Genomic DNA, 14,663 nt, shown 5'->3' on the forward strand with positions numbered 1-14,663 from the left:
TTGAAGTCATAGCTCAGGGCAATCTTGCGGATCGCAAGCTAACGCTTATTCGCTTGAATTTAAAGTGGTATCAGCCATGTCTCATGCCTTCGCATGTATGGCGTAAGTTGATGTCCATGGTTTCTGTGATCTTTCCTTTTTGGTAAGTTTTGCGCATGCCTAGACTTGAACGGGTGCTTTCTCAGTTGCTGATTCTGCGTAATAAATCTGGTTGCCGTTGCATTTCTGTTTTGATTTCGTCAAGCATGTGTCTGCTTTTTGTATAAACAATGACCTCTAAATTCTTTACAGCCTCGTGTATTTTCCAGAGGCCAACTTGTATTTCAGAGCGTGCATATGTTACCTGCCATGCGTCTGGGTGAGGTCGGCCGACTTGCTTCACCGTGATCAGGGTCCAAAAAGAGTTGCGGCGCTGCATCGCTTGGTAGCAGTGGCACACCGCGCCATCGGCTTGCTTTGTTCTCTCGAAGCCGATCTCCTGTAATTGATCGCTCCAGTCAGGCATTTTTGAAGGCATGAGCTGTCGACTCCCAACGCGTTCAGTTTGCCAGCTCGTCTGAACGTAGTAGTTAGACTCGGGATCGGCAAACGCTATAAGATTTAATTGCCCCATTCCCTTGCTCAGTTTCTGTTACGGCGATCAGTATTCGTTTTTGCCCTATGGCCGATCAAATTGAGCGAGATGCTGGGCTCAAAGTCGCTAGAATTTTCGTTTTTTGCCGAAATGGCGAGTAGGTTTTACAAGTGAGCAAGGGCTGTTGCTCATGGTGAAACTGATCTTTGCCTAATGTGAATCGGCTGATGTCTGATTCGTTGCAGGTTGATTAATGATGAAAAGCCCGGGGCGCTGCTTGTCGGCGCTGACGATTGGTGGAAGCGATTCTGCTGGTGGTGCTGGTATCCAGGCAGACATCAAAACCTTTCAGCACTTCGATGTTCACGGTGCATCCGTGATCACGTGTGTCACGGCTCAAAACAGTCTTGGTGTCACGCATGTTGAACCCCTCAGTTGTCATTCGGTTGCTCAGCAGATCGAGGCTGTTTGTTCGGATCTCGTTATTCCTGCGTTGAAAACGGGGATGTTGTACTCGTCGGAGCTCGTGGAGGCTGTCGCTGATGCATTGCGATTGTTCGAGGGTTCCACCGTGGTTGATCCGGTAATGGTGTCTCGAGCGGGCTCAAGGCTGTTGAGTGGAGATGCCGTCGCGAAGTATCAACAACTTCTGTTCCCGCTCGCCACGTTGTTGACGCCCAATCTGCACGAGGCTGCTCTTCTCACGGGCCGCGAGATCAATGGCAAGGTCGATGTAGAGCATGCGGCTCAGTGCTTGTTGGAGCGTGGTCCCCAGGCCGTGCTGATTAAAGGTGGCGGTTTGCCTGAGTTGGCAGGTCAGGATTTTTTTTGTTCTGGTGATGCTCCTGGCGTCTGGCGATCACAACCCGCAATTACGACTCCCCACACGCACGGGACGGGGTGCACCCTCAGTGCGGCAATCACGGCTGCGCTCGTTCTTGGTCGACCACTCGCAGATGCCGTGATTCAGGCCAAGATCTATGTCAACCAAGCATTGCTCCAGGCGGTTGCCTTTGGACATGGACCTGGGTGTGTTGGCCACAGGATCGAACCTCTGAGCCCGTGAGCTAAGCCCCATCCCTGCTGCTCTAGAAGGCTGCCCGCTGACGGGGTGGGCAGCTCAGTCCACGGCTGGCATGGAAATCCTCTTGGACCTTCCAGGTCAGCCGACGCGAGATCTGACGGACGATCTGCTTCAGCAGATGGTCACCGCTGCTCTGGACCAACTGATCCGGAAGCATCGCAATCACCTTGGGCAGCCGGATCCAGACTTTGAGATCCAGATCCCACTGCACTGAAGTGTTCTCCTGTTCGGGGATCAGTCGCATCCCAGCGCGGAAGTCGACGTCATAGTGATTCCGCAGTGCGAGGGGCTGCGGCACCGTGCGCACGGTTTCGATGCGGTAGATCCCTTCCTGTTGCGGCAGCAGCCGCAGAGCGATCGTTGGCTCCACTTCGAAGCCGAAGTTGCCGAACCGTCCCAGGGTCAGGCTGTAGGACTGCTGATCGATAGCCTCAACCTGCATCGGACTGGCGCAACGCTTAAACCAGCTCTGATGGTCATCCAGGTAGTGCGCCACCACCGCTTGGGGAGCCAGCATGTGCATTGAATCTTCGAAATGGCTGCTGTAGCAGCGCACCTGAGGATCGGCACCGTGAAGCTGATTGTCGGTTTCAGTGGGCGACAAGACCGTCACGGATGAGGAGCTGCCAGCGAAGGGCGGACTAAAGATGAACCAATGTAAAGCTCCTTGAGATTCAGTTTTCGCTCAATTGCATCAGTTTTTCGATCACCTCTTCCACAGCTCGGTCTGGGGTTGAGGCGCCTGAGGTGATTCCCACCTTGACGGGGCCTTTAGGCAGGAAATCTCCCTCACGACAGAGCTCGGCGGCCAGTGGTTTGTGCTCGATTGAATTGCTGCCAACGTCAATGCGCTCGGGCGTGTCGATGTGAAAGGAGCGGATGCCGCGGCTGATGGCAATCTCCTGCAGGTGGGTGGTGTTGGACGAGTTGAAACCGCCGATCACCACCATCAAGTCCAACGGTTCATCCACCAGGGAGAACATGGCGTCCTGACGCTCCTGGGTCGCGTCGCAGATGGTGTTGAAGGCCAGGAAGTGATCGTTGAGCTGGGTTGGACCGTATTTGCTCAACATCGTGCGCTCGAACAGACGTCCGATTTCCTCCGTTTCGCTCTTGAGCATCGTGGTCTGGTTGGCGACTCCCAACCGTTCAAGGTCTCTGTCGGGATCGAAACCAGGGGAGCACGCTTTGGCAAAGCGCTCGATGAAGGCATCACGGTTTCCGTTGCCGAGGATGTAGTCGGCGACGTACTGCGCTTCTTCCAGATCCAGCACCACCAGATAGGTCCCGGCAAATGAGCTCGTGGCCAGGGTCTCCTCGTGCTTCACCTTGCCGTGAATGATCGAGGTGAAGGTGTGCTTTTTGTGTTTCTCCACGGTGTTCCACACCTTGGAGACCCAGGGACAGGTGGTGTCAACGATGTGGCAGCCCCGCTCATTCAGCAACTGCATTTCCTGAACGGTGGCGCCGAATGCCGGAAGAATCACCACATCACCGGAGGTGACACCGGAGAAATCCTTCACCCCCTGTTCGACAGGAATGAACTGCACATTCATCTCCCTGAGATGATCGTTCACAGAGGGGTTGTGAATGATCTCGTTCGTGATCCAGAGACGCTCGCTGGGGTAGTGCCTGCGGGTCTCGTAGGCCATCGCTACGGCACGTTCAACACCCCAACAAAACCCGAAGGCTTCCGCCAGTCGAACGTTGAGCCGACCGTGTTCAAGCCGGTAGCCGTTATCCCGAATCGTGCCGATCAGTCCGCTCTGGTAGGCCTGCTCGAGGCTTTCCGCCACTTCCTCGGCACGCCCGAAGCCTCGCCGGTTGTAACGCTCGGAATGGTGGAGGGAGCGCTTGAAGGCGTGGGTGTCCATGGAGGGCGCTGGAGTGAGGTAACTCTATGTGGCCTGAAGCGGCGAGTCGGGCAGTAAAAAAGCCCGGCCGATCGGCCGGGCTTGAGAACAACAACAGTGTCTGAAGTGGATCAGTTGTTGATGGTGGAGAAACCGGCGTAGGCCTCCATGCCGTGTTCGCCGATGTCCAGACCTTCGGTTTCTTCCTGTTCGGTGACGCGGATGCCACCGAAGAGGGAACCGATGATCTGCCAGGCGATGAAGCAGGTCACCACGGTCCAGATGGCATAGGCACCAGCACCCAGGGCCTGAATCCCGAGCTGGTCGATGCCGCCTCCGACCAGAAGGCCGAGACCGGAGCCGTCGCCTTGGACGTCGTAGCCCCAGAGACCGATCACGAGCGTGCCCCACACGCCGCACACACCGTGCACGGAGAAAGCGCCGACGGGGTCGTCGATGCCTGCGGCATCGAGAGCTGCGACGGAGAAGACGACGATGATGCCGCCCACCAGACCAGCCACCCAGGACCCCGTCAGAGTGAGGTTGCCGCAACCGGCGGTCACGCTCACCAGGCCGGCCAGGATGCCGTTGATGATCATGGTCAGGTCAGGCTTTTTAGAGGTGATCGTGGAGATCACCGTGGCACCGATAGCACCGCCGGCAGCGCCGAGGGTGGTCGTGACGGCCACGTAGGGAACCCACTGGTCCATGGCTAGCTGGGAACCGGGGTTGAAGCCGTACCAGCCGATCCAGAGGATCAGAGCGCCAAGGGTGGCGATGGACATGTTGTGTCCAGGAATGGCCTGAACCTTGCCATCGACGTACTTGCCGATGCGGGGTCCGAGCAGCATGGCCCCGACGAGGCCGGCCCAAGCGCCGACGGAGTGCACGATCGAGGAACCAGCAAAGTCGATGAATTCGACGCTGCCAACACTGTTGAGCCAGCCACCGTTCCATTCCCAGCTGCCAGCAACTGGATAGATGAAGGCGGTGAGGACCAGGGCGAAGATCACGAATTCGCCGAACTTGATCCGCTCAGCCACAAGACCAGAAACGATCGTGGCGGCGGTTCCGGCGAAGGCCGCCTGGAACAGGAAATCAACGGTGGGAACCAGGCCGGCATCGCTGATGGTCTCAGCGGTGACGGTTGGATCGAAGAAGAAGCCTGCGAAATACAGCCAACCGTCGATGACGGAATCGCCGTACATGAAGGAGTAGCCCACGAACCAGTAAGCGGTCACCGCAAGGGCGAACACGAACAGGTTCTTGGAGAGGATATTGACGGCATTCTTTTGCCGGCACATGCCTGCTTCGACCATGGCGAAGCCGGCGTTCATAAAGATCACCAGGATGGTGGCAACCAGCAGCCAAAGGTTGTTGGCCAGAAATGCTGCGGAGAGCTCAGGCAGCTCTTCGGCTTTGGCCGACAGCGTGAAGATGCCCAGGCCCATGAGCGCCAAGGGCGCACAGGCGAGCCAGGTCATGGCGCGGTTGGAGCTGAAGCCACGGATGCTCTTGAGAAGCAGCATCGGGCCTTCCAGGAGGCTGGCCTCTTGGAGTGTTTTGCGCCGCCGTTCTGGAGGCGCTTGGAATGCAGTTGTCATGAACGAGGTTGCAGAGCTGCGAGACACGTCTGGAATGTTCCCAGACGAACAAAACCAAGGTGCCTGGGGGGAGCCCCCTTCCATGTTCGATCTGCTACCAAAAATCAAACTGGTCTGACTGGACGCACTCCCTGCCAATGCACCGCGTCGGCGGCAAAGCTGAAACAGCACGGCAGAACCTCCACGCCGCTGTCGGTGGATTGGCGAAACAGTTCTCCGTAGCGCGGATCGGCACTGTCGCCGGGAGCAAAGTCGTTCACATCTGGGCGGCTGAGGCAGGGCACGAGCACCGCCCGAGCTTCCGGGAGCACACCCATGAGCTCGATTAGATGCTTTTGGCCCCGCTCGGTCACTGTGTCAGGGAATAGTGCTGTTTTGCCGTCGGTCCAGGTTGTGTTCTTCACCTCTAGGTAGATCAGTCGTTGATCGGGGTTCTGTTCTGCCGGGGTGAGCAGGAGGTCAATCCGGCTGCGCTTGTTTGTTCCGTAGGCCACCTCCCGGCGGATTCCCGCAATCGCACCGAGTTGAGTGTTGAGACAACCCGCTTCGATCGTGGCCCGAATCAAGCGGTTGGGGAGGGCGGTGTTAATGCCGACCCAGCAGGGTTTGCCCTCTGCACCTGGAACTTCGGCTTGTTCCCAGGTCCAGGCCAGCTTGCGTTTCGGGGAGGGTGCGTGGCGGAGTCGCACCTTTTGGCCAGGGATCAAGACACCGGTCATTGGACCGGTATTGGCGCAATGGGCCGTGACGGTTTCACCGCTGCTTAGTTCCACATCGGCCAGAAAGCGTTTGTAGCGCTTCAGCAGCACGCCCTCCGTTAGGGGTTCAAAACGCAGCAGGGCATCGCCTGGAGAGGGAAGGCCAGTCATGGCAGCAGCTGAGATTGGCCCATGGTCTCGTGCGATGCATTCACAATGCGCCCAGTGCTGGGGGCGGAATGGCGCGTTCACTCAAGGGGATCGCACTGGTGGTGACCCTTGGCACCCTGCTGAGCAAGGTGGGTGGCCTCATCCGGCAGCTGGTGATCGCAGCGGCCTTCGGGGTTGGTGCTGCCTATGACGCGTACAACTACGCCTACGTGCTGCCTGGATTTCTTTTGATCCTGCTCGGGGGAATCAATGGCCCTTTCCACAGCGCCATGGTGAGTGTTCTCAGCCGGCGCCCCCGGGCTGAAGGGGCTCACATTCTTGCGGCGCTCAACACCAGCGTCAGCGCTCTGCTTGTGCTGGTCACGATCGTTCTGGTGCTGGCGGCGGATCCCCTGATCACCCTGGTGGGGCCGGGTCTGGCGCCTGATCTTCACGCCATCGCCAGGGTTCAGCTGCAGGTCATGGCACCGATGGCGCTGCTGGCCGGACTGATTGGGCTCGGCTTCGGATCCCTCAATGCTGCAGATGAATTCTGGATTCCGGCGATCTCACCGCTGATGTCCAGCGGGGCCTTGATCCTGGCTGTGGGACTTCTGTGGTGGCAGCTCGGTGCTGACATTGCCTTGCCGTCCGCCGCCATGACCGGAGGTGTGGTGTTGGCATTCGCCACGTTGGTGGGGGCTTTATTGCAGTGGTTGATCCAGCTGCCGGCTTTGATCCAGCAGGGGTTGGCTCGGTTCCAATTGGTCTGGGACTGGCGGCATCCCGGCGTGCGGGAGGTCTGGCGTGTGATGGGGCCCGCGACGCTGTCGTCCGGAATGCTTCAGATCAATGTGTTCACGGATCTGTTTTTCGCCTCTGGAATCGTCGGTGCGGCTGCGGGTCTGGGGTACGCCAATTTGCTGGTGCAAACGCCGCTGGGCCTGATCTCGAATGCACTCCTGGTGCCCTTGCTGCCCACCTTCGCCAGGCTCACGGCGCCGGCCGATCGACCGCAGCTGATCGAACGGATCCGGCAGGGGCTGATGCTGTCCACAGCATCGATGATTCCTCTCGGCGGTCTGTTCATCGCCTTGGGTGGTCCCATCGTCGCCCTGGTCTACGAGCGTGGAGCCTTCGATGCGACAGCGGCTCAGCTGGTGACGGGTTTGCTGATGGCCTACGGCCTGGGCATGCCGGCTTACCTCGGTCGGGATGTGCTGGTGCGTGTCTTTTATGCCCTCGGCGATGGGACGACGCCCTTTCGGTTCTCGCTGGCGGGGATCGGTCTGAATGTGGTTTTTGATTGGCTGTTGGTGGGTGGCCCGACCCCTTGGGGGAATCAGTCGCCGTTCAATTTCGGAGCGCCCGGGTTGGTGCTCGCCACGGTCGCCATCAACCTGCTCACCTGTCTCGCCCTTTTGGTTGCTTTGCAGCAACGGATCTCAGGCCTCCCATTGCGGCGCTGGGGGCTTGATCTTTTGCGGCTGGCCATCGCTGGTCTGCTGGCCGCTGGGGGAGCCTGGGTTCTGTTGGCTGCTTTTAGCTGGCCCTCAGGGCTCGTGGGCCTGCTGCTGCAGGTGTCTGCACCTGGCCTGCTGGGTTTGGTGCTGTTTGCCTTGATCGGTGCTCAACTCAAGGTGCAGGAGGTGCGTGAGATTTCACAGTTGGTGCTGGGCCGATTCAGGTCTCGCTGAGACGAACATCACGCTCTTCACGCACCTGAATGGGAAGTTCCAACTGTTCGCGACCCACGAGTTGTGGTCCTTGAACAGAAACGATCCGCGCTTCGATCCCGAATTCCTTGAAGGCGGTTTCCAGCTCTTGAATCAGGGCTTTTTCAACCTGAGCTTCTGCATCCACGACCCGCCCAATCAATCGTTCACCCAGTCGGCCGATGCGTTGGCGGACCACTTCTCGCGAGTTGGTGACTTCAATGATCAGCACACCAACCGCGGCGGATGGACTGCAACCTTATCCGCAGTACGGCTCGAGGATCTCTTCCAGATCACGCAGCTGGGTGGGTGGAATCAGCTTGGCGAGGGGCAGCTGGCTGGCACCTCCCGCCAGCGGCACCTTCACAGCATCGAGAGCCTGCCGAGCTGCCACTTCAGCACCTTGATTGATGCGGGCACTGCATTCGATGGCCAGTGCGGAGGCCAGGTCGGCATCGCCTAGATAAAGATGCCAGCCGCTGATCTGAACGTAGAGGCGATCAGCCAAAGCGCTTTGAAGGTCCTGTAGGTCGCTGGCGGAAAGGGACATCAGCCCAGGAAGATCAAGGGGAATACATCCATGCTGGCTTTATTCAACCGACTTGGGCCGCTGAAGAATCACCCAAATGAACTGGCCGAGCCACAGGGTTGCCCAGAGACCGGTGACCCAGGTCAGGCTCCCTGAAGGAAAGGGATGGCGCATCTCCTGTAGGAACCAGCCGCCGCTGTTCACCGCGGCAAAGATGCCGCCGTGCAGGCAGAGGTTCACGATGCGTTCGAAATGCCGGTATGTCGGATCCTCAGGGTTAGCGGGGCCATACCAGCGGATCGGCATTGCTCAGGCTCAGAAACCCCTGAATCCTGACGCGCTCCGGACCCAGTTGACGAGCGGACCCTCGATGGGGTGTGATGGTTCCACGCAAGCGCTTGTAGCTCAGCGGATTAGAGCATCTGACTACGGATCAGAGGGTCGGGAGTTCGAATCTCTCCAGGCGCGCTTCAACTGCCCTTCAGGGCAGTTTTTTTTTGGTTGATCGGTCGAGCTGATCGCAATGGTTTCTTACGATTGGTCAAAGCTTTACTGACACTTCATGAGCCAGGCTTCTGGACGCGCCATCGACGCAGATCTGGCTCAGTCAGATCCCGATATCGCCGCGTACATCAACCAGGAACGGCAGCGTCAGGAAACCCATCTTGAGCTGATCGCATCGGAGAACTTCGCGTCCCGTGCGGTGATGCAGGCTCAGGGTTCCGTTCTCACCAACAAATACGCCGAGGGTCTGCCCAGCAAGCGCTATTACGGCGGTTGTGAGCACGTTGATGCCATTGAAGAGCTGGCCATCGAGCGGGCCAAGCAGTTGTTTGGGGCCGCTTGGGCCAATGTGCAGCCCCACAGCGGTGCCCAGGCCAACTTCGCTGTTTTTCTGGCTCTGCTGCAGCCCGGCGACACGATCATGGGGCTTGACTTATCCCATGGCGGTCATCTGACCCATGGATCTCCGGTCAACGTCAGTGGCAAATGGTTCAACGTTGTTCAGTACGGCGTTGACAAGGGGACCCAACGCCTTGATATGGAGGCGATTCGGCAGCTTGCGCTGGAGCACAAGCCCAAGCTGATTGTTTGTGGTTATTCCGCTTATCCGCGCACGATTGATTTCGCGGCGTTCCGCGCCATCGCCGATGAAGTGGGTGCCTATCTATTGGCCGATATGGCCCATATCGCCGGCCTCGTGGCCGCTGGCGTGCATCCCAGCCCAGTCCCCCATTGCGATGTGGTGACCACCACCACCCACAAGACCCTGCGCGGTCCCCGCGGTGGTCTGATCCTGTGTCGCGATGCTGATTTCGCAAAAAAATTCGATAAGGCCGTCTTCCCGGGCAGTCAGGGCGGCCCGTTGGAGCACGTCATCGCGGCCAAGGCAGTGGCTTTTGGTGAAGCCTTGCAGCCTTCGTTCCAGGCTTACAGCCAGCAGGTGGTCGCCAATGCGGCGGCCCTTGCTGAACAGTTGATCGCACGCGGAATCGATGTCGTTAGCGGTGGCACCGACAACCACGTAGTTCTGCTGGATCTGCGGGGCATCGGGATGACTGGAAAAGTGGCTGACCTGCTGGTGAGTGATGTGCACATCACAGCCAACAAGAACACCGTTCCCTTCGACCCCGAATCGCCTTTCGTCACCAGCGGGCTGCGGCTCGGGACCGCTGCGCTCACCACGCGAGGTTTCGATGTTCCAGCCTTCCAAGAGGTCGCTGATGTGATCGCCGACCGTCTTTTGAACCCTGAAGATGATGGGATTCGTCAGCGTTGCCTTGACCGGGTGGCTGCGCTCTGTGAGCGCTTCCCGCTCTATGCCGACAGCAAGCAGCCGGTTCTGGCGTGAGGTTCGGCGCTTCCGAATGGACAAGCGTGGCTGGTTTCTGGTGTGCGGGTTGCAGGCTCTTTAGGATTGGGACGACTCCTTCTGACCGGGGGATCGTCTCTTTTCTGGAGCATTCGTGAACCTCTTGGCCAGCCCTATTGCGGTCGCCTCGGTCAGTTTTCTTCTGGCCGCGGTGATCACCACGGTGCTGGTGCCTCAAGTGCGACGGTTGGGTCTGCGCTTTGGTTGGACCGATCAGCCGGATGAGCGCAAACAGCACGTCACCCCCATGGTGAGACTTGGGGGAGTGGCCATGGTGCTGGGTTTTGTCTTGGCACTGGCGGCGATCTGGTCAATGGGGGGCTTCGGACTGCTGGCCCCGGCCAGGGATCAACTGATTTGGGGCACCCTGGCCGGTTCGCTCTGCTTCTTCTTGATCGGCCTGGCAGATGACCTCTTTGCTCTCTCCCCGTGGCCGCGGCTGGCTGGACAGGTTGCCGTGGCTTGTGCGGTTTGGAGTCAGGGCGTACGGATTGGAGCTATCGACCTCCCCTGGCTCACCGCTTCCGCTGGTCCCATTGCCTTGCCGGACAGCCTCAGCCTGCTGGCGACAGTTGTCTGGCTGGTGGGGATCACCAATGCCATCAACTGGTTGGATGGCCTTGATGGGCTCGCTGCTGGGGTTGCTGGCATTGCTGCTGTCGGACTGGTGTCCGTCAGTTTTTCCCTCCATCAGGTGGCTGCTGGATTTCTCGCCGCTGCTCTGGCTGGTTGCTGCTTTGGTTTCCTCCGACACAACTTCAATCCAGCCCGCATTTTCATGGGTGATGGGGGCTCCTACTTCCTCGGATTCACCCTTGCTGCTGTCAGCATCGTGGGACCCGCCAAGGGGCTCACAACGGTGAGCCTGCTGCTGCCGCTCCTGATTCTTTCGCTGCCGCTGGCCGACATGTCAGCCGTGATCATGGGCCGTCTGCGGGCAGGCCGCTCTCCCTTTTATCCCGATCGGAGGCACCTCCATCACCGCTTGCTTCGTGCCGGGTTCAGTCATCGGCGCACAGTTTTGTTGATCTACGTCTTCACCCAGTGGCTTGCAGCCCTGGCTCTTGTGGTGGCGAATGCTGAGATGCGCTTTCTCTGGTTGGCTTTGGCGACCGCCATTCTGGTTGCAACGGTTGTGATCAGCCGGCGCCAACTGCAACACGAGCGGGCCTTGATGAACACCACGCCGCGTGCCACACCCGCTGATCCCGCAGCCCTTGGCGAGCCGCGTGGCTGAATCGGGTGTTGAAATTCTCTGTGTAGGCACGGAGCTGCTGTTGGGGGACATCCTCAATGGCAACGCTCGATGGATCGCAGAACAGTTGGCTGGCTTGGGGTTGCCGCACTACCGCCAGACCGTTGTCGGTGACAACAAGGATCGCCTGGTTTCTGCCGTGCGCGAAGCGTCGCAGCGTTGCAGGGTTCTGGTGACGACCGGAGGTTTGGGGCCGACACCCGATGACCTCACCACCGAGGCCTTGGCTGCTGCGTTCGAGACTCCCCTGGAGGAACGTCCCGAGCTCTGGCTGGAGATCCATCAAAAATTATCGGCAGGAGGCCGGCCAGTTGCTTCCAGCAACCGCAGCCAGGCTTATCTCCCCCGGGGCGCTGAGGTTCTTCCCAATCCCAAGGGGTCGGCTCCAGGGATGATCTGGTCGCCGCTGCCCGATTTCACCATCCTCACCTTCCCGGGGGTGCCCTCGGAAATGCAGGCGATGTGGACGGAGACGGCTGTCCCCTGGTTCCAAGGGCATGGTGGTGCCTCCGGGGTGTTCGTGAGCCGTCAGCTCCGCTTCAGCGGCATTGGTGAATCCGATCTGGCCGAGCGTGTTGCTGATCTGTTGGCGTCCACCAACCCAACGGTGGCTCCCTATGCCTCCCTCGGAGATGTGAAATTGCGGCTCACGGCCTGTGCACAGAGTGCTGAGGCTGCCGCTCAGATGCTGGTGCCGCTTGAAGCGGAGCTGCGACGTCGCACGGGGGACCTTTGCTACGGCGTGGACGAAGACAGCCTGGCCTCGGTGGTGATCGACCTGCTCAAGCAACGGCACCAGACGATGGCGGTTGCGGAGTCCTGCACCGGTGGTGGTTTGGCGGCAGCCCTTACGGCTGTTCCAGGCTCCTCGTCGGTGTTCCAGGGTGGCGTCGTCGCCTACAGCAATGCGGTGAAACAGGCCTTGCTTGGGGTGTCACCGAATCTGCTCACAGCCCATGGTGCTGTTTCCCAGCCTGTGGTCGAGGCGATGGCTCGGGCCGCCCGGGAGCGCCTGAATTGCGACTGGGCAATTGCGGTGAGCGGTATCGCCGGCCCTGGCGGTGGCAGTGCCGAGAAGCCCGTGGGCTTGGTGCATCTGGCCTTGGCCGGTCCCGATGGCTGTGAGGCCTGGGTACAGCATTTCGGTGAGCGGAGGGGGCGGGAGGCCATTCAGAGGATGAGCGTGATCCGTGGCTTGGATCGTCTGCGTCTGCGCTTGCTCGCTCAGGTTTAGGGTCGACGGTTCCTGCGGCTGAACTGTTGAGTTCCGGCACCCTCTACGACAAGGTGTGGGATCTGCATCGGGTGGCGGAGCTTCCCGGTGGATCCACCCAACTGTTTGTCGGTCTTCATCTCATCCATGAGGTCACCAGTCCCCAAGCGTTCTCGGCGCTGAAGGACAAGGGCCTGAATGTGCGCTATCCCGAGCGCACGGTGGCCACAGTGGACCACATCGTGCCGACCACCTCCCAGCAACGTCCGTTCGCGGATCCGTTGGCGGAGGAGATGCTCAGCACCTTGGAGCGGAACTGTGAGGAGTACGGCATCCCTCTCAACAACATCGGCAGCGGCCGGCAGGGCATCGTGCACGTGATTGCCCCTGAGCTGGGCCTGACCCAGCCGGGGATGACGGTGGCTTGCGGTGACTCCCACACCTCCACCCATGGCGCCTTCGGGGCAATCGCCTTCGGGATCGGCACGAGTCAGGTTCGCGATGTGCTGGCCAGCCAGAGCCTGGCCATGAACAAACTCAAGGTGCGCCGGATTCAAGTGAATGGCCTCCTGCCGGAGGGGGTGTCCGCCAAGGATCTGATCCTTCATGTGATTCGCCGCCTTGGTGTGAAAGGCGGGGTTGGGTATGCCTATGAGTTCGCCGGGTCTGCCATCGAGGCGTTGTCGATGGAAGAGCGGATGACCCTCTGCAATATGGCGATCGAGGGTGGAGCCCGATGCGGTTACGTCAATCCTGATCAGGTCACCTTTGATTATCTGAACGGTCGCCCCCATGCTCCAGATGGTGACGCCTGGACCCGCGCTGTCTCCTGGTGGAGCTCATTGGTCACCGAGCCCGACGCAACGGTGGACGATGAGGTGGTCTTTGATGCTGCTGCGATTCCGCCCACAGTGACTTGGGGCATCACCCCTGGCCAGGGACTGGGAATCGACGAAACGGTTCCCAGTCTCGATCAGCTGGATCCAGGGGAGCGCCCGATCGCGGAGGAGGCCTATCGCTACATGGATCTGCAGCCTGGAACGGCCATCGCTGGAGTGCCTGTGGATGTTTGTTTCATCGGCAGCTGCACCAATGGTCGTCTGAGCGATCTCCGTGCTGCTGCCGACGTGGCCCGTGGGCGCCAGGTGGCGGAGGGCATTAAGGCGTTTGTGGTTCCTGGCTCGGAGCAGGTGGCGAAAGCCGCCGAAGCGGAAGGGCTGGATGCGGTGTTCCGGGCCGCAGGCTTCGAGTGGCGGGAGCCCGGTTGTTCGATGTGCCTGGCGATGAATCCCGATCGGCTTGAGGGACGCCAGATCAGCGCCAGCTCCAGCAATCGCAATTTCAAGGGTCGGCAAGGGTCGGCCAGTGGGCGGACGTTGTTGATGAGTCCAGCGATGGTGGCCGCTGCTGCCGTGAATGGTCGTGTGACCGATGTCCGTACTTTGATCTCTCCGTCCGCATCGTGATGGCTCTCTTCCCCACTGGTTCCATTCAGCAGGTGCGTGGAACGGCCATTGCCGTTCCAGGTGAAGACATCGATACGGACCGGATCATTCCCGCCCGCTTCCTTAAATGCGTCAGTTTTGAGGCGCTGGGTGACCAGGTGTTTGCTGATGACCGTCTGGAACTCTCCGGCGAGCATCCCTTTGATCAGGCCCGTTATCAGGGTGCCTCGATCCTGGTGGTGAATGGCAATTTCGGCTGCGGTTCCAGCCGTGAGCATGCACCTCAGGCATTGATGCGCTGGGGAATCCGTGCGGTGGTCGGTGTCAGTTTTGCCGAGATTTTCTATGGCAACTGCCTCGCGCTGGGCATTCCCTGTGCAACGGCTGCGCCAGATCAGATCAAGGCGATTCAGGCGCAGGTGGCTCGTGAGCCAGATGGCTCGTGGCAGCTGGACCTTGCTGGTTTGCAATTGACGTCGGCGGAGTCCAGCTGGCCTGTCTCCATCGATGCCGGTCCTCTGGACATGTTGCGCAGCGGTCGCTGGGATGCCACGTCCCAGCTTTTGGATCATGGCCCCCAGGTTGCGGCGTTGATGCAAACACTGCCTTACATCAACCAATTCGCCGCCAATTGACGGCCAAGCGCGACTCCTGTGTCTATGAAAGAGAC

At 59.6% G+C, this 14,663-nt stretch carries 15 protein-coding genes and 1 tRNA gene; 8 read left to right on the plus strand and 8 right to left on the minus strand.

Going from position 1 to position 14,663, the window contains the following annotated elements:
* Nucleotides 1-181: 181 nt before the first annotated feature.
* Nucleotides 182-613, minus strand: a complete 432-nt coding sequence (locus SynPROSU1_RS01535; RefSeq protein ID WP_186571245.1) for a hypothetical protein — start codon at nt 611-613, stop codon at nt 182-184.
* Nucleotides 614-830: 217 nt separating this feature from the next.
* Here SynPROSU1_RS01535 and thiD point away from each other — a divergent pair, with 217 nt between their 5' ends.
* Complete coding sequence (thiD, locus tag SynPROSU1_RS01540) at nt 831-1,640, plus strand: bifunctional hydroxymethylpyrimidine kinase/phosphomethylpyrimidine kinase (protein WP_186572175.1); 810 nt, start codon at nt 831-833, stop codon at nt 1,638-1,640.
* Nucleotides 1,641-1,662: 22 nt separating this feature from the next.
* On the opposite strand, the gene SynPROSU1_RS01545 is transcribed toward thiD, so the two are convergent.
* The 4 genes from SynPROSU1_RS01545 to sfsA all read right to left on the minus strand — a co-directional run bounded on the left by SynPROSU1_RS01545 (nt 1,663) and on the right by sfsA (nt 5,984).
* Entirely contained in the window at nt 1,663-2,271 is a 609-nt protein-coding gene (locus tag SynPROSU1_RS01545) for a DUF1997 domain-containing protein (RefSeq protein WP_186571246.1), read from the minus strand.
* A 61-nt stretch (nt 2,272-2,332) separates the two neighbouring features.
* On the minus strand, nt 2,333-3,532 hold the full coding sequence (locus tag SynPROSU1_RS01550; protein WP_186571247.1) for a 4-hydroxy-3-methylbut-2-enyl diphosphate reductase: 1,200 nt from the start codon (nt 3,530-3,532) through the stop codon (nt 2,333-2,335).
* Between the two features lie 110 nt (nt 3,533-3,642).
* Entirely contained in the window at nt 3,643-5,115 is a 1,473-nt protein-coding gene (locus SynPROSU1_RS01555; RefSeq protein ID WP_186571248.1) for an ammonium transporter, read from the minus strand.
* A gap of 104 nt (nt 5,116-5,219) precedes the next feature.
* Nucleotides 5,220-5,984 carry a DNA/RNA nuclease SfsA gene (gene sfsA / locus SynPROSU1_RS01560; RefSeq protein WP_186571249.1) on the minus strand — a complete coding sequence of 255 codons (765 nt, stop codon included), beginning with the start codon at nt 5,982-5,984 and terminating at the stop codon, nt 5,220-5,222.
* Between the two features lie 68 nt (nt 5,985-6,052).
* Here sfsA and murJ point away from each other — a divergent pair, with 68 nt between their 5' ends.
* Complete coding sequence (gene murJ, locus SynPROSU1_RS01565; RefSeq protein ID WP_186571250.1) at nt 6,053-7,660, plus strand: murein biosynthesis integral membrane protein MurJ; 1,608 nt, start codon at nt 6,053-6,055, stop codon at nt 7,658-7,660.
* Here the strand turns inward: murJ and SynPROSU1_RS01570 are convergent.
* Genes SynPROSU1_RS01570 through SynPROSU1_RS01580 form a run of 3 tightly spaced genes read right to left on the minus strand, consistent with a single transcriptional unit; the run spans nt 7,647 to nt 8,513 of the window.
* Complete coding sequence (locus SynPROSU1_RS01570; RefSeq protein WP_186571251.1) at nt 7,647-7,910, minus strand: cytochrome-c oxidase; 264 nt, start codon at nt 7,908-7,910, stop codon at nt 7,647-7,649. The genes murJ and SynPROSU1_RS01570 overlap by 14 nt on opposite strands.
* A gap of 27 nt (nt 7,911-7,937) precedes the next feature.
* Nucleotides 7,938-8,228 carry a DUF3181 family protein gene (locus SynPROSU1_RS01575; protein WP_186571252.1) on the minus strand — a complete coding sequence of 97 codons (291 nt, stop codon included), beginning with the start codon at nt 8,226-8,228 and terminating at the stop codon, nt 7,938-7,940.
* Between the two features lie 39 nt (nt 8,229-8,267).
* Nucleotides 8,268-8,513, minus strand: coding sequence for a hypothetical protein (locus SynPROSU1_RS01580; protein ID WP_186571253.1), 246 nt, complete (start codon nt 8,511-8,513; stop codon nt 8,268-8,270).
* Between the two features lie 88 nt (nt 8,514-8,601).
* Between SynPROSU1_RS01580 and SynPROSU1_RS01585 the strand changes: the two genes are divergently transcribed.
* The 6 genes from SynPROSU1_RS01585 (at nt 8,602) to SynPROSU1_RS01610 (ending at nt 14,628) form a co-directional block, all read left to right on the plus strand.
* Nucleotides 8,602-8,675: transfer RNA gene (locus tag SynPROSU1_RS01585), tRNA-Arg, on the plus strand.
* Nucleotides 8,676-8,769: 94 nt separating this feature from the next.
* A complete protein-coding gene (gene glyA, locus SynPROSU1_RS01590) occupies nt 8,770-10,059 on the plus strand; it encodes a serine hydroxymethyltransferase (RefSeq protein ID WP_255444735.1) in 1,290 nt (429 codons plus the stop codon).
* A gap of 115 nt (nt 10,060-10,174) precedes the next feature.
* Nucleotides 10,175-11,317, plus strand: a complete 1,143-nt coding sequence (locus SynPROSU1_RS01595) for a glycosyltransferase family 4 protein (RefSeq protein ID WP_186571254.1) — start codon at nt 10,175-10,177, stop codon at nt 11,315-11,317.
* Nucleotides 11,310-12,569: a competence/damage-inducible protein A gene (locus SynPROSU1_RS01600; protein ID WP_186571255.1), complete on the plus strand. Its 1,260-nt coding sequence runs from the start codon at nt 11,310-11,312 to the stop codon at nt 12,567-12,569. The genes SynPROSU1_RS01595 and SynPROSU1_RS01600 overlap by 8 nt, the downstream gene beginning before the upstream one ends.
* 26 nt (nt 12,570-12,595) lie before the next feature.
* Nucleotides 12,596-14,014 carry a 3-isopropylmalate dehydratase large subunit gene (gene leuC / locus SynPROSU1_RS01605; RefSeq protein WP_186571256.1) on the plus strand — a complete coding sequence of 473 codons (1,419 nt, stop codon included), beginning with the start codon at nt 12,596-12,598 and terminating at the stop codon, nt 14,012-14,014.
* Nucleotides 14,014-14,628, plus strand: a complete 615-nt coding sequence (locus tag SynPROSU1_RS01610) for a 3-isopropylmalate dehydratase small subunit 2 (protein WP_186571257.1) — start codon at nt 14,014-14,016, stop codon at nt 14,626-14,628. Before leuC ends, SynPROSU1_RS01610 begins: the two co-directional genes overlap by 1 nt.
* The last annotated feature ends 35 nt before the right edge of the window (nt 14,629-14,663 follow it).

Origin of the sequence: Synechococcus sp. PROS-U-1, assembly GCF_014279755.1 — a bacterium.
Taxonomy (GTDB): Bacteria; Cyanobacteriota; Cyanobacteriia; order PCC-6307; family Cyanobiaceae; genus Parasynechococcus.